The sequence below is a fragment of the Corynebacterium pseudopelargi genome, assembly GCF_003814005.1.
In the GTDB taxonomy this organism is placed as follows: Bacteria; Actinomycetota; Actinomycetes; order Mycobacteriales; family Mycobacteriaceae; genus Corynebacterium; species Corynebacterium pseudopelargi.
Genome location: NZ_CP033898.1, coordinates 667,189 through 681,351 on the forward strand (window position 1 = coordinate 667,189; position 14,163 = coordinate 681,351).

Annotated in this window: 14 protein-coding genes; all 14 read left to right on the forward strand. The window is 58.1% G+C overall.

Annotated features, from left to right (window positions below; translation table 11 throughout):
• The first annotated feature begins 19 nt into the window (after nt 1-19).
• The 14 genes from CPPEL_RS03230 to CPPEL_RS03295 all read left to right on the forward strand — a co-directional run bounded on the left by CPPEL_RS03230 (nt 20) and on the right by CPPEL_RS03295 (nt 14,156).
• A complete protein-coding gene (locus CPPEL_RS03230) occupies nt 20-1,849 on the forward strand; it encodes an AMP-dependent synthetase/ligase (RefSeq protein WP_123959790.1) in 1,830 nt (609 codons plus the stop codon).
• Nucleotides 1,850-2,031: 182 nt separating this feature from the next.
• A complete protein-coding gene (locus CPPEL_RS03235) occupies nt 2,032-2,712 on the forward strand; it encodes a hypothetical protein (RefSeq protein ID WP_123959791.1) in 681 nt (226 codons plus the stop codon).
• Nucleotides 2,705-3,826: a radical SAM family heme chaperone HemW gene (gene hemW, locus CPPEL_RS03240; protein ID WP_123959792.1), complete on the forward strand. Its 1,122-nt coding sequence runs from the start codon at nt 2,705-2,707 to the stop codon at nt 3,824-3,826. The genes CPPEL_RS03235 and hemW overlap by 8 nt, the downstream gene beginning before the upstream one ends.
• 26 nt (nt 3,827-3,852) lie before the next feature.
• Nucleotides 3,853-4,890: a heat-inducible transcriptional repressor HrcA gene (gene hrcA / locus CPPEL_RS03245; RefSeq protein WP_123959793.1), complete on the forward strand. Its 1,038-nt coding sequence runs from the start codon at nt 3,853-3,855 to the stop codon at nt 4,888-4,890.
• Between the two features lie 70 nt (nt 4,891-4,960).
• Nucleotides 4,961-6,100: a molecular chaperone DnaJ gene (dnaJ, locus tag CPPEL_RS03250; RefSeq protein WP_123959794.1), complete on the forward strand. Its 1,140-nt coding sequence runs from the start codon at nt 4,961-4,963 to the stop codon at nt 6,098-6,100.
• Nucleotides 6,100-6,828 carry a 16S rRNA (uracil(1498)-N(3))-methyltransferase gene (locus CPPEL_RS03255; RefSeq protein WP_123959795.1) on the forward strand — a complete coding sequence of 243 codons (729 nt, stop codon included), beginning with the start codon at nt 6,100-6,102 and terminating at the stop codon, nt 6,826-6,828. Before dnaJ ends, CPPEL_RS03255 begins: the two co-directional genes overlap by 1 nt.
• A 121-nt stretch (nt 6,829-6,949) precedes the next feature.
• Nucleotides 6,950-7,852 (forward strand): PhoH family protein, encoded by a 903-nt coding sequence (locus CPPEL_RS03260; protein ID WP_123961203.1) that lies wholly within the window; start codon nt 6,950-6,952, stop codon nt 7,850-7,852.
• Nucleotides 7,849-8,430 (forward strand): rRNA maturation RNase YbeY, encoded by a 582-nt coding sequence (ybeY, locus tag CPPEL_RS03265; protein ID WP_123959796.1) that lies wholly within the window; start codon nt 7,849-7,851, stop codon nt 8,428-8,430. Before CPPEL_RS03260 ends, ybeY begins: the two co-directional genes overlap by 4 nt.
• Nucleotides 8,427-9,749: a hemolysin family protein gene (locus CPPEL_RS03270; RefSeq protein ID WP_123959797.1), complete on the forward strand. Its 1,323-nt coding sequence runs from the start codon at nt 8,427-8,429 to the stop codon at nt 9,747-9,749. The genes ybeY and CPPEL_RS03270 overlap by 4 nt, the downstream gene beginning before the upstream one ends.
• Nucleotides 9,750-9,809: 60 nt before the next feature.
• Nucleotides 9,810-10,661, forward strand: a complete 852-nt coding sequence (pdxY, locus tag CPPEL_RS03275; protein ID WP_123959798.1) for a pyridoxal kinase PdxY — start codon at nt 9,810-9,812, stop codon at nt 10,659-10,661.
• A gap of 26 nt (nt 10,662-10,687) precedes the next feature.
• Nucleotides 10,688-11,608, forward strand: coding sequence for a GTPase Era (gene era, locus CPPEL_RS03280; protein ID WP_123959799.1), 921 nt, complete (start codon nt 10,688-10,690; stop codon nt 11,606-11,608).
• Complete coding sequence (gene recO / locus CPPEL_RS03285; RefSeq protein WP_123959800.1) at nt 11,601-12,326, forward strand: DNA repair protein RecO; 726 nt, start codon at nt 11,601-11,603, stop codon at nt 12,324-12,326. The genes era and recO overlap by 8 nt, the downstream gene beginning before the upstream one ends.
• 31 nt (nt 12,327-12,357) lie before the next feature.
• Nucleotides 12,358-13,083, forward strand: coding sequence for an isoprenyl transferase (locus CPPEL_RS03290; RefSeq protein ID WP_425453820.1), 726 nt, complete (start codon nt 12,358-12,360; stop codon nt 13,081-13,083).
• Nucleotides 13,080-14,156: a VIT1/CCC1 transporter family protein gene (locus tag CPPEL_RS03295; protein ID WP_123959802.1), complete on the forward strand. Its 1,077-nt coding sequence runs from the start codon at nt 13,080-13,082 to the stop codon at nt 14,154-14,156. Before CPPEL_RS03290 ends, CPPEL_RS03295 begins: the two co-directional genes overlap by 4 nt.
• Nucleotides 14,157-14,163 lie beyond the last annotated feature (7 nt).

Here is a 14,163-nt window from a genome sequence, read left to right on the forward strand (position 1 = left end):
CTTGAAGGAGTAAAGCGCCGTGCAAGAAGTGAGCACGAAAGCCGAGTACACGGTAGGTGAGCATGACACCTGCCTGACTGCCCTGATGAGCACCGCCAAGGCGCGGCCGTATGGGGTGATGTTTACTCGGCCGAAGAATTACGAGTGGGTCAATGTCACGGCTGCGGAATTTATCAATGAGGTCTTTGAGGTAGCGAAGGGCTTTATTAATGCAGGTGTGGAGCAAGGTGATCGCATCGCGTTGCTTTCTTCTACCCGCTATGAGTGGGCCTTGTTGGATTTTGCCATTTGGGCTGCCGGTGCGGTGAGCGTGCCGATTTATGATTCTTCTTCGCTCAAGCAGATCGAGTGGATCATTGAAGATTCAGGTGCGGTGTTCGCCATCACGGAAACGCGCGATCACACTGAGCTGATGAGCCACCTGGTGCTGCAAGAAGACGGCGAGCCGGCCTTGAAGGGGTCCGAGTCGAAGCTGCGTCGCATCCTCGAGATCAACGCCTCGGCCATTGAAACCTTGAAGTTTGAGGGTCGCACGGTCGATTCTTCCGAGGTTGATGCCCGCATCGCTAATACCCACTCCAAGGATCTTGCATCTTTGGTGTACACCTCAGGCACTACTGGCAGGCCTAAGGGCTGCAAGCTCACGCACTTCAACTGGCTTTCCGAGGCCCAGGCGCTGCTGACCAACTCCATTGGCCATATCGCAGTGCCCGGTACTCGCGTGCTCACTTTCTTGCCCATGGCGCACGTGCTGGCGCGCGCGGTCGCGCTTGCGGTGGCCATCGGTGGCGCCACCCAATCGCACTGGTCTGATTTTTCCACCATTGCCATGGAGTTCCAGCGTGCTCGGCCGAACATGATTTTGGGTGTGCCGCGCGTTTTTGAAAAGGTGCGCAACTCTGCGGCGGCGAATGCCCAGTCCGGCGGCCCGCTCAAGGCTGCGATGTTTAAGCAGGCAGAGCAGGTGGCGCAGGAGTATTCTCGCGCGCTCGATACTGCTGAGGGGCCGTCTCGTGCTTTGCAGCTCAAGCACAAGACCTTTGACAAGCTGGTGTATTCGAAGATCCGCGCGGCTATGGGCTCGGCGGTGAAGTATTGCATCTCTGGTGGTTCTGCCATCGGCCCTGATCTTTTGCACTTTTATCGGGGCATCGGTGTGCCGGTGTATGAGGGCTATGGGCTTACAGAAACTTGTGCTGCTGCCACGGTGTCCTATGACAATCAGAAGATCGGCACCGTCGGTTTGCCGGTGGGTGGTACCAGCATCAAGATCAATGAAAACGGCGAGATCTTGGTCAAGGGCAATATCTTGTTCGATGGCTACTGGAAAAACGATGAGGCCACCCAGGAGTCGATGGAAGGCGAGTGGTTTAATACCGGCGACCTGGGCGAGTTGCTCGATTCTGGCCATTTGATGATCACGGGCCGAAAGAAAGAGCTCATCGTTACCGCAGGCGGCAAGAATGTTTCGCCAGGGCCTTTGGAAGACGCCATCCGCGCGCACCCGCTGATCAGCCAGGCCATGGTGGTAGGCGACGGCAAGCCCTTTATTGGTTTGTTGGTCACCTTGGATGAGGAGGCTTTGCAGCGCTGGAAGCTTAACCGCAACATTCCTGCCTCCAAGACGGTGCGCGATTTAAGCGATGATCCCTTCTTAAGGGCAGAGGTCCAAGACGCCGTGAACTCGGCTAATGCCATGGTCTCTCATGCGGAGTCCATTAAGAAGTTCATCATCCTCGATCGCGATCTCACCGAGGAAGATGACGAGCTGACCCCAACGATGAAGGTGAAGCGCAACGTCGTCACTCGACGCTATTCGGATGCGATCGACCGCTTGTATCGTCGATAAGCTAAAAAACACTGCTCGCCTGCGCTTACCTGGAGATCTTCGGGTTTGCTCGGGCGAGTTTTGTATTGCTCGGGCGTGGCGCGCGCGGGAATGGCACAGAAAGTTTTAAGGTTGCATGCAGCGCTTCCCTCAAGGCGCGCATGAAGGTTTGATACGAGTCTCTATTGGAAAGGCCGACGCGGATGCAGGTTACGGATGCCACCTTGCGGCACCGCGAGCTCACTCAAGAGCTCTTTAACATCGGCGATGAAATGGCCACCTATATCGAGAATCTGATCGAGGCCATCCGCGACTGGGATATTGAGCTTGTCGACGACTGCGTGGCCGAATTCGAAGAGATCGCCCAGGACGCACGCAATGACGCAAGAAGCGTCAGCGCAGAACTCCTCGGGCTGCGCCAAGCCCTCGTATCCGGGGTGGCATCGGGCCGGATCGCAACAACAACGGCACCGGCCAAGCGCGTAGCCGAACCCAAACTCTTCCACGCAGCAGCACTGCGCATGGCCTATCCCATTCAGCAGCAGCCGGTGGTGGTTCGCGAGCTCACCTCCTCGCTCGACGCCCGCGCAGCGGCCGTGATCGACGCCCTCGAAGGCTGCGTGGAGTGGGTACTGGCAGAAACTGAACGCGGTGCCCGCGACTTGCAGGTACTCAACCTATCCAGGCTCTATGCGCACTGCCACGACATTGTGTGCGCCATCGTCCAAGCCTGGCGTGAAGCCGTAGCACTCGAGCACCCCGGCTATGCGCGCACCATGCGAGGGACGAATCCGCCGCAGTTTCTCAACGAGCGCGCTCGCATTGACGCTGTGGTAGCCAAAGTAGCTGCCAAGCGCCACGCCGCTGGAGCATCGGTTGGATAAACCACCCTTCGGGCTGTATATCCACGTGCCCTTTTGTGCCACGCGTTGCGGCTACTGCGACTTCAACACCTACACCCCCGGTGAGCTTGGCAGCGCCACCTCACCTGCGCAATACCTTGACGCGCTCGAACAAGAACTTGCCTTAGCCCACACCCAGCCTGTGAGCAGCATTTTTATCGGCGGTGGTACTCCTTCCATGCTTGGCTGGGAGGGGTTGGTGCGCATCTTGGGCATGATCAGGCGTGAGGTGGGTATCCAGCCGGGGGCGGAAATCACCACCGAATCCAACCCGGAATCCACCTCGCCGCTGTTTTTCCAGCAGCTCCGCGAGGCCGGTTTCACGCGCATTTCTTTAGGCATGCAATCTGCAAGCAGTCGTGTCTTAGAAATTCTCGGCCGCGCCCATACCCCTGGCAGGGCTTTTGAGGCGGCCACCGAGGCGAAGGCTGCGGGCTTTGAGCATGTGAATTTAGACATGATCTACGGCACCCCTTATGAGCACGACCTGGACGTAGCCCACACACTTGATCGTGTGCTGGAAACTGGCGTGGATCATGTCAGTGCCTATTCGCTGATCGTGGAAGATGGCACGGCCATGGCTAGGAAGGTGCGCAAAGGGGAGCTGCATGCACCGGATGAAGATGTGTATGCCGATCGCTACGCCATGATCGATGCGCGCCTGCAAGAGGCAGGGTTTGAGTGGTACGAGGTATCGAACTGGGCCAAGCCGGGCGGGCAGTGCGAACACAATCTTTTGTATTGGCGCGACGGCAATTGGTGGGGCGCAGGTCCTGGTGCGCACTCGCATATTGGCAATGAGCGCTTCTTTAACGTCAAACACCCCGCCACCTATGCCGCGCAGTTGGCCCAAGGCGCATTGCCCATTCAAGATCGTGAGCTTTTAAGTGCCGAGCAGCGCCATGAAGAACGGGTGATGCTGGGGCTTCGTATCCGCGAAGGTGTGCCGCTTGAGCTTTTTAATGCCTCCGAGCGTGAGGTGCTTGCTCGCTATGAGGCGATGGACTTGGTAGAAGTGGGGCAGCGGGTGCGTGTGAGAAAGGCTGGCAGATTGTTGGCAGATGGGATCATCGCCGATATCCTCACCGCTAGGTAGCCAAGAAAAGGAAAGGGGCAGCGCAGGTGGCAAGTAGTACGAGTCAGCGTCGCACGAAGGTGTTGCATGCCATCGTGGCCGACTATATTGCGCGCCAAGATCCAGTGGGCTCCAAGGCATTATTGGAACGCCACAACCTCAATGTTTCTTCTGCCACGATCCGCAATGACATGGCAGCGCTTGAGGCCGAGGGCTATATCGTGCAGCAGCATGCTAGTTCCGGTCGCATCCCCACTGAGCGGGCGTATAGGGAATTCGTCGATTCCATCCACGACGTCAAGCCCCTATCCCAGGCAGAGCGCACCGCCATCTTGAATTTTCTTGAAGGGGGAGTAGACCTCGAAGATGTGCTGCATCGCAGCGTGCGCCTGCTTTCCCAGCTCACCCGCCAAGCCGCGGTGGTGCAGTTGCCCAATTTGGCGGTCGCGCGCGTCAAGCACTTAGAGGTGGTGGCGTTGACCCCGCTTCGCCTGTTGTTGGTGCTCATCACTGATACCGGCCGGGTGGATCAAAGGAATGTGGAGCTCGATCGCCCCTGTAATGCCGAGCAAGTGGCCATGCTTCGCGATGTGCTGAATAAGACCTTAGAGGGGCGCACGCTTGCCGACGCCTCCGTCTCCCTTACCCAACTGGCCGATCCTGCCGATACTGCCATGCCCTTGGATCCAGAGATCCAGATGATTGCGTTGCGGTGCATTACGGTGCTCGTCGAAACGCTCGTAGAGCAGCCGAATGACAAGATCATCGTGGCTGGGGCATCACAGTTGGCCAAGGCCACGCAGCACCTTTCCCATGAATTGCTTGAGGCCTTAGAGGAACAAGTGGTGGTCTTGCGCCTATTGGCAAATGTGCAGGAATTAGGCCAGGTGCAGGTGCATATTGGCCAGGAAAATTCCGAGGCCGGCTTGCCCGGGGCTTCGGTGGTGAGCACTGGATATGGTGCCCAAGGAGCCACGTTGGGTGGTTTGGCTGTGGTTGGGCCTACCTTTATGGATTACTCGGGAACAATGTCCAAGGTGCATGCTGTTGCAAGTTACGTATCCCGCGTTTTAGGCGGCGAGTAGTATTATCGTTTCGCTTCCAATTCGCTGATGTACGCGACAATTCACAAGGTGTTAGGACCGCTAGAGACTTATGGCTCGAGACTATTACGGCATTTTGGGCGTCGACCGTGACGCCAGCGAGAACGAGATTAAAAAGGCGTATCGCAAATTAGCCCGCAAATACCACCCGGATGTCAACGACACCGAGGAGGCAGCAGCGAAGTTCAGTGAGATTTCGCTGGCCCAGGAGGTGCTGCTGGATGCAGAAAAGCGTCGCATCGTGGATATGGGTGGCGACCCAATGGCCCAAGGCGGCGGTGGCGCCGGTGGTTTTGGTGGCGCCAACTTCGGCGGCGGTTTGGGCGATATTTTCGAGGCCTTCTTTGGCCAAGGTGGTGGGGCAAGTCGCCCGCCGCGTTCGCGCGTGCAGCCCGGCAACGACGCCCTTTTGCGCACCGAGCTCACCTTAGAAGAAGCATTCAATGGCGTGAAAAAGCCGGTGACCATCGATACGGCCATTTTGTGTGATCGTTGCGAGGGAAGCGGCTCTCAAACCAAGGCCAAGCCCATTACCTGCGATAACTGCGGCGGTGCCGGCGAGGTGCAGCAGGTGCAGCGTTCCTTCCTCGGCAATGTGCTCACCACCTCCACCTGCCCCAAGTGCCGTGGTGTGGGCGAGATCGTGCCTGATCCTTGCGAAAAATGCGCCGGCGAAGGCCGTGTGAAGGCTCGTCGTGATCTCACGGTGAATATCCCCGCAGGTATTGCCGATGGCATGCGCGTGCGCATGTCCGGCCAGGGCGAAGTTGGCCACGGCGGCGGCCCTGCAGGCGATCTCTATGTGGAAGTACACCTTGCACCCCATGCCGTATTCCAGCGCGACGGCAATGATCTGCATGTGCAGATCGATACCCCCATGGCCGATGCCGCGTTGGGCACCACCGTGCAGGTGATGGGCTTAGACGAGCAGCCCATCGATGTGGAAATTCCTGAAGGGACCCAGCCTGGCGAGCGCGTCATCATCGCCGGCAAGGGCATGCCAAAGATCAACCAGGACGGCCGCGGCGATCTCGTAGCCAGCATCGAGGTACACACCCCGGCGCAGCTTGATCAAAAAACCCGCAGCCTGCTCGAGCAGTTGCGTGAGCACAACGGTGATCATGCCGAGGTGCGCAGCCGCAGCCAGCAAGACGGCTTTTTCGGACGTTTTAGAAACCGCTTCCGCCGCTAATGTCCCTTCAGGTTTTTATCGCCGATTCCCTCGAGGGCGACACCCTCAGCCTGGATGGCCCCGAGGGCAAACACGCAGTGACGGTCAAGCGCACCGCCGTGGGCGAGCACATCAAGCTTGTCGACGCCAACGGTGCCTTCGCCATCTGTGAAGTCATCGAGCTTCCTGCCAAAGATCGCCTCATCGCGCGTGTGCTTGAGCGCGGCACAGAACCTTTGCCCAAGCCCTCGGTGACGGTTTTCCAAGCAGTGCCAAAATCAGAACGTTCTGAACTCACCGTCGATTTGCTCACCCAAGCAGGCGTGGATGTGGTGGTGCCCTGGCAAGCCTCGCGCTGCGTGGCCAAGTGGCAGGGCGCAAAGCGCGACAAGGCTGTGGCCAAGTGGGAGCAGGCCGCGCGTGCTGCCGCCAAACAATCGCGTAGGGCCAGGCTGCCGCGCATTGAACAACCTCACAGCACCCAAGAGGTCGCCGCACGCTTAGATGCCTTTGATGCGGTGTATGTGCTGCATGAATCGGCCACGGTTGGCATCAAGGATTGTGAGCTTGGTGCCGCAGCGTCGCTGGCGTTAATTATTGGCCCTGAAGGTGGCATTAGCCCCGAAGAACTCGAGGCGTTTTCAGCCCGTGGAGCGCTCGCATTGAAGCTGGGGCCGGAGGTGTTGCGCACGGCTACTGCGGGCATGGTGGCTCTTGCTGCAATCGGCATGAAGACTTCGCGCTGGTAAGGTGTGGCGCGAAAGCGATCCTGCTTCTGTTCCCAAACTTCTGTGAAGGTAGATCAATTTGGCAAAGCATGCCTCCACCACCCGCACTGTCGGGGTGGACGCCCAGCACCTGCAAACGATCATGGGGATTCATGATGAAAACCTCAAGGTCCTAGAAAACCAACTCGATGTCAGTATCTTTGCTCGCGGCGATGCGGTGTCTATTGCCGGCGCTGAACACGAGGTGGCTCGTGCGGTGCGGGTCTTAAAAGAACTGCAGTCGGTCGCGCGTCGCGGCCATGTGATTACTCCAGATACCGTCAAACACACCGTGACCATGGTCAGCGTGGAGGCCCCCGAGTCGGTGGCCACCATGGTCGGTAGCGATATTTTGGCCCGCCGCGGCAAGGTGATTCGGCCAAAAACTTATGGTCAGAAGCGCTATGTGGATGCTATTGACGAAAACACCATCGTGTTTGGTTTAGGCCCTGCAGGTTCGGGTAAGACGTATTTGGCTATGGCCAAGGCGGTGCAGGCGTTGCACGCGAAGGAAGTAAGCCGCATCATCTTGACTCGTCCTGCTGTGGAGGCGGGAGAAAAGCTGGGCTTTTTGCCGGGCACGTTGAATGAGAAGATCGATCCCTATTTGCGCCCGCTGCATGATGCGCTGCGCGATATGGTCGATCCAGAGATCATTCCTAAGTTGATGGAGTCTGGGATTGTCGAGGTCGCCCCGCTTGCCTATATGCGCGGGCGCACCTTAAACGATGCCTTTGTCATTTTGGATGAGGCTCAAAACACCACACCTGCGCAGATGAAGATGTTTTTAACTCGTTTGGGCTTTGGTTCCAAGATGGTGGTGACAGGGGATGTGACCCAGGTGGATTTGCCGGGTGGTCAGCGTTCTGGCCTGCGGGTAGTCAAAGACATTTTGCAAGGTGTTGAAGGGATCCACTTTGCCGAGTTGGGCGCCGAAGATGTGGTGCGCCACCAGCTCGTCGGCCGCATCGTGGAGGCCTATGAGGAATTCGAGGAGCAGCAGTGAGCATCGAGATCATTAATGAATCAGCCTTCGATGGCGTCAACGAGGAGATGCTTGTCGACGTCGCGAGCTTCGTCCTAGCTGCCATGGATATCCATAGCGACGCCGAGGCCACCATCTCTTTGGTGGATACCCCGACGATGAGCGATCTGCACCTGCGTTGGATGGACCTTGAAGGCCCTACTGATGTGATGAGCTTTCCTATGGATGAGCTCAGCCCCGGCCAGCCGCGCCCCGATGCGCAGCCCTTTGGCCCGGAGATGCTTGGCGATATCATCATTTGCCCAGAATTCGCCGCAAAGCAGGCCATTAAGGCAGGCCATGATCTAGGCCATGAGCTTGCGTTGCTTACCACCCATGGCTGTTTGCACCTGCTGGGCTATGACCATATTGAGCCTGAAGAGGAACAAAAGATGTTCGCTCTTCAGAATGCTTTGCTCAAGGATTGGTACGCCCAGCTTGAGGTTGAATACCAACCAAAGCCTTCGAATGCCGGTGCTTTTCCCACCCCGCAGCAGCGCGCGGCTTTGGATAAGGAAGTTCCAGGCGGCGGCATCCCTGCAATTGGTGAGCCTTCATGAGCATGGCACTTGCCGGGCTGATTACCGTGGCAGCACTGCTGCTGTCCGGTTTGATCGGCACCGTTGAGGCGGCAGTAAGCTCCATTTCCCGCGCGCGGGTGGAGCACATGGTCAAAGAAGAAGAGCAGCGCAATGCCCGCAGCCTTCTGCGCGTGCTGGATCATCGCGCCGAGTACATCAACTTACTGGTGCTGCTGAAAACGCTGCTTGATGCTACCGCTGCGGTGTTTGCCAGCCTGGTCAGCTTGGAGCTGATCCACCATGTTGGTTGGGCGCTTACCGCCGCCATCATTGGTACCTCGCTGGTGACCTTCGCGGTAGTCGGTGTGTTTTCGCGCACTGTGGGTAAAAAGAACCCCTATAGCGTGTCTTTGGGCAGCGCGCTGCTGCTGAATATCGTGGCCAAAATCTTAGGCCCGATCTCCAGCTTGCTTATCCGCGTGGGCAACCTATTTGCCCCTGGTCTTGGTTTTAGAGACGGCCCTTATTCCACCGAGGTGGAATTGCGCGAGATGGTCGATATTGCCCAAGAACGTGGGGTAGTAGAGGTAGAAGAGCGCCGCATGATCCAGTCGGTGTTTGATCTTGCCTCCACCACCGCGCGTTCGGTGATGGTGCCTCGCCCGGAGATGGTGTGGATCGAGTCAGGAAAAACGGCCGGCCAAGCCACCAGCTTGTGTGTGCGTTCTGGGTTTTCTCGCATCCCCGTCATTGGCGAGACGGTCGACGACATCATCGGCGTGGTCTACCTCAAAGACTTAGTGCAGCAGACCTACTACAGCACCGATGGTGGCCGTAGCGTGGCCGTCGATGATGTGATGCGTGAGGCCACCTTCGTTCCCGATTCCAAGAACCTCGATGCCCTGTTGCACGAGATGCAGCGCGATCGCAACCACATTGCCATGCTTGTCGACGAATACGGCGGCATCGCAGGCCTGATCTCCATTGAAGACATCCTCGAAGAGATCGTGGGCGAGATCGCAGATGAATACGACGCCCGCGAAGTAGCCCCCATCGAGGCCCTTGAGCAACCCTCCACCTACCGCGTGGTGGCGCGTTTGAGCCTGGATGATCTTGGCGAGCGCGTCGAAGAAGACCTTGGTATTACCCTCGATTTTTCTGAAGAGGTAGAAAACCAGGTTGATACCGTCGGCGGGCTGCTCGCCTTTGAGATGGGCCGTGTGCCCCTGCCCGGATCCACGGTACGAGTAGGCAGGCTGGAGTTGCGTGCCGAAGGAGGCCGCGACCGTCGTGGCCGGGTGCGCGTTGGCTCGGTGATCGTTCGGGTGCACGAGCACAAGGAAGACCCGGAGCAATAAACTTCAGGCGCTGGGTGTGCCAAGTTGTTTGTGTGCAGCGCAGTCGCGCATGATGGAGTTATGAGTATCCTTTCCATCCAGTCGCATGTGAGCTTCGGCCACGTTGGTAATTCGGCGGCAGTGTTTCCTTTGCAGCGCATCGGCCTTGAAGTATGGCCTGTGTACACCGTCAATTTTTCCAACCACACCGGTTATGGGGACTGGGGTGGCGACCTCATCCCTGCCGATCAGATTCGCAGCGTGATCGAGGGCATTGGGCGTCGAGGTGGATTCGAGCAGATTGATGCGATCGTTTCTGGCTACCAGGGTGGCAAGGAAATTGCGCAGGTCATTATCGACGCAGTGGCAGAGATTAAGAAGGTCAACCCCAAGGCCGTCTATGCCTGCGATCCCGTGATGGGTTCGAAGACCACTGGCTGCTTTGTCGACGACGCCATCCCGCCGCTGTTGCGCGATAAGGTCGTGCCCGTTGCCGATATCATCACCCCGAACCAATTCGAGTTGGGCTACCTCACCGGCGTTGAGGCAAGCGATATTGCAAGCACCCTTGAGGCCATTGACGCCGCACGCGCCATGGGCCCTGAGGTGGTGCTGGTGACGTCGGTGCGTCGGCCCGAGGCTCCGGAGAACACCATCGAGATGATCGCTGCTGATGGCGAAGCCGCCTACATGGTGCAGACCCCTTGGGTGGGCACCAAGCTCACTGGTACTGGTGATGTGACCACCGCGCTGTTTAGTGGGCACCTGGTGCAAACTGGCAGCATCAAGGAGGCTTTGGAGCGCACCACCGCCAGCGTATTCAACTTGATTGATTACACCTTTACACAGCAGGAGAGCGAGCTTGCCCTTATTGCTGGCCAAGAGGCCTTCGTTGCACCTGCTCAAACCTTTAGCGCCGAGCGAATCCGCTAAGCGCCCCAACTACAACGAGGAGACGCGTGAGCTTCCAAGACACACCTGAGGGCTTTAAGTCTGGGTTTATCAGCTTTGTGGGCAGGCCAAATACCGGCAAATCCACCCTGACCAATGCGCTGGTTGGCCAAAAAATTGCCATTACTGCCGATCAGCCAGAAACCACCCGCCACCCAATTCGCGGTATTGTGCACCGCCCTGATGCGCAGGTGATCGTGGTGGATACCCCTGGTCTGCACCGCCCTCGCACCTTGCTTGGCGAGCGTCTCAACGACGTAGTCAAAGACACCTACCAGGACATGGACCTGATTGGTCTGTGCATCCCTGCAAATGAGAAGATCGGCCCTGGCGATCGCTGGATCCTTGATGCCGTGCGCAAACTTGCGCCGAACACTCCGGTGCTGGGGATCGTGACCAAGGCAGATGCAGCCTCCCGTGACCAGGTGGGCGCGCAATTATTGGCCGTGCACGAGATGCTCGGTGGCGAATCGGAGGTCGTGCCAGTATCGGCGGTGACCGGCGAGCAGCGCGATGTGCTTCTAGATGTGATTGTGGATCTGTTGCCTGAAGGGCCAAAGTTTTATCCCGATGATCACGTCACTGATGATGACACCAACACCCGAATCGCAGAGTTGATCCGCGAGGCCGCCCTTCAGGGTTTGCGCGATGAGCTGCCGCACTCGGTGGCAGTGGAGGTCGATGAGATCATTCCGAATGAAGAGCGCGAAGGCGTGCTCGATGTGCACGCGTTGATCTATGTGGAACGAGAAGGCCAAAAGCGCATCATCGCTGGGCGTGACGGTAAGCGCATGGGGCGCATTGTGCATGCGGCCCGCCCGCAGATTATTGAGCTGCTTGGCCAAAACGTCTACTTGGATCTGCGCATGAAGGTGCTGAAGAATTGGCAGCAGGATCCTAAGTTGCTGGGGCGCTTGGGATTTGCCTAGACCTGCACGCAGGCTGCGCGCCCTGGTGGTGCGCAGCTATGACTTTGGCGAGGCTGATCGCATCGTCGTATTGCTCAGCCGTGAAGAAGGGCTTGTCCGTGCGGTGGCCAAGGGTGTGAGGCGTGCAAAAAGCCGCTTTGGTTCCAGGCTGCAGCCCTTTGTGGAATTAGACGTCCAGCTCTACCCGGGCCGCAACCTTAGCCTGATCACCCAGGCCGATACCGTGTCCTATTTTGCTTCAGGACTTATCGACGACCCACGTCGCTTCACCGCCGCCTGCACAGTATTGGAAGCAGCCGAGTCCCTATCCCAGGCCCACGAAGACCCTGCGTTATACGATCTCAGCGTCAAAGCGATCGTACAGATCGCCCAGGATCCCGATCCGATTGTGGCCCTGGATGGTTATTTCTTGCAGGCCATGGAGCTTGCCGGTTGGGCGCCAAGCCTCTTTGATTGCGCCCAGTGTTCAGCGCGTGGGCCGCATCATGCCTTTCATCCTGCAGCCGGCGGGGCGGTGTGCGTGCACTGCAGGCCGCCTGGATCGAGCGAGGTGGATCCAGAAACGCTGCATTTGCTGTGGCTTTTAGCCCATGGGCATTCACCAAGCCAGGTGCTTACGCCTCAACGTGGTGCGCAGGGGCACCAATTGCTCAAAAGCTATCTGCAATACCACCTTGAACGCAGGTTAAAGAGCCTGCAGGTGTTGGATGAAGTGTGAAAATGGCACAATACTCCACGTGAGTGAAGCGATGAACGTGCCAGATATTCCTGCTGAGTTTTTACCCAAGCACATTGCCTTAGTCATGGACGGCAATGGGCGATGGGCGCAGCAGCGCGGCTTAAAGCGCACCGAGGGGCACAAGCGCGGCGAGAAAGTGCTGCTGTCCATGGTGGATGCCTGCCTGGCAATGGGGGTGCCGTATCTTTCGGCCTATGCCTTTTCTACTGAAAACTGGCGTCGTTCCACCGATGAGGTGCGCTTTTTGATGGGCTTTAATCGCGATGTGCTGCGCCGCCAACGCGAGTATCTTCACCAGCACAATGTGCGCATCCGCTGGGTGGGGCGCAGGCCACGGCTGTGGCGCAGCGTGATTCGTGAGCTCGAGGCCGCGGAGGAATTGACCAAGGACAACACCGCCATGACCTTGGCCATGTGCGTGAATTATGGTGGCCGCGCGGAAATCGTCGATGCCGCCCGTGCGATCGCCGCCGAGGCGGCAGCGGGGAAGTTGCGCCCCGAGGCGATTACCGAGTCGAGCTTCTCGCAGTTTTTAGATGAGCCCGACATGCCCGATGTGGATTTGTTCTTGCGCCCTTCGGGAGAACAGCGCACCTCAAATTTCTTGCTCTGGCAATCGGCCTATGCCGAGATGGTGTATCAGGACAAGCTCTTTCCCGACTACACCCCGGATGACCTTTTTGCCGCGGTGGAAGAATACGCTCGCAGGGATAGGCGATTCGGGGGCACAAAATGAGCACCTCACCCACCCCAGCCCAGATTCGACGTTGGCGGCAGTATCTTGCCAATGAACGCGCAGAAGCAGCGGTGTATCGAGAGCTGGCCAAGCGCAAGCAGGGTGAGGAGCGAGAGATTCTGCTCGCTGTGGCCGAGGCTGAGTCGCGCCATGAAGAACACTGGCGCAACCTTTTAGGCGCAGATGTGGGCTTGCCCAAGCAGCCGGATTTCTCTACCCGGATGTTGGCGTTTTTGGCTAAGAATTTTGGCTCGGTATTCACGCTCGCATTGATGCAGACAGCAGAACAGCGCAGCCCTTATGCCCAAGATGCTGATGCTACGGATCAGATGAAAGCCGATGAGGCGATCCACGCTGAGGTGGTGCGAGGTTTAGCCGCGCGCGGGCGTGAACAGATGAGTGGCAGCTTCCGCGCCGCGGTGTTTGGCGCCAATGATGGCCTGGTGTCTAATTTGGCCCTGGTGCTCGGTGTGATGGCCTCCGGGGTCAGCCCTGGCGTGGTGTTGATTACCGGCGTCTCTGGCCTTTTAGCCGGTGCCTTGTCGATGGGTGCGGGCGAATACATCTCGGTAAAAAGCCAAGATGAGCTGCTTGAGGCCTCTACGCCGCACCCTGAGGCGGATCAGGCCATCCCGAAACTTGATGTGAATGCCAATGAGCTCGCCTTGGTCTACCGTGCTCGGGGAATGAGCGAGCAGGAAGCCGAGCACAAAGCCCAGCAGGTGTTTACCCGCATGCAGCACCCCAGCGCGAAGTCTTTCGTCTCTGGTATCGAGGCCACAGATCGCACCACCGTGGGCGGGGCATGGCAGGCTGCTATTTCTAGTTTCTGCTTCTTTGCCTCTGGTGCCTTGATCCCGATCATCCCCTTCTTCTTCAATATCTCAACGCTTGTGGCATCGTTGATTGCCTTGGTGGCGGTGGGGCTGACGTTGATGATCACCGGTGCGATCACGGGAATTCTCAGCGGAAAGCCACCCCTGAAGCGCGCCTTGCGCCAGCTCGCCATTGGGCTGGGGGCTGCGGGTGTGACCTTCGGACTCGGTCACCTCTTCGGGGTGGCTGTGGCCTAAAGAAGAA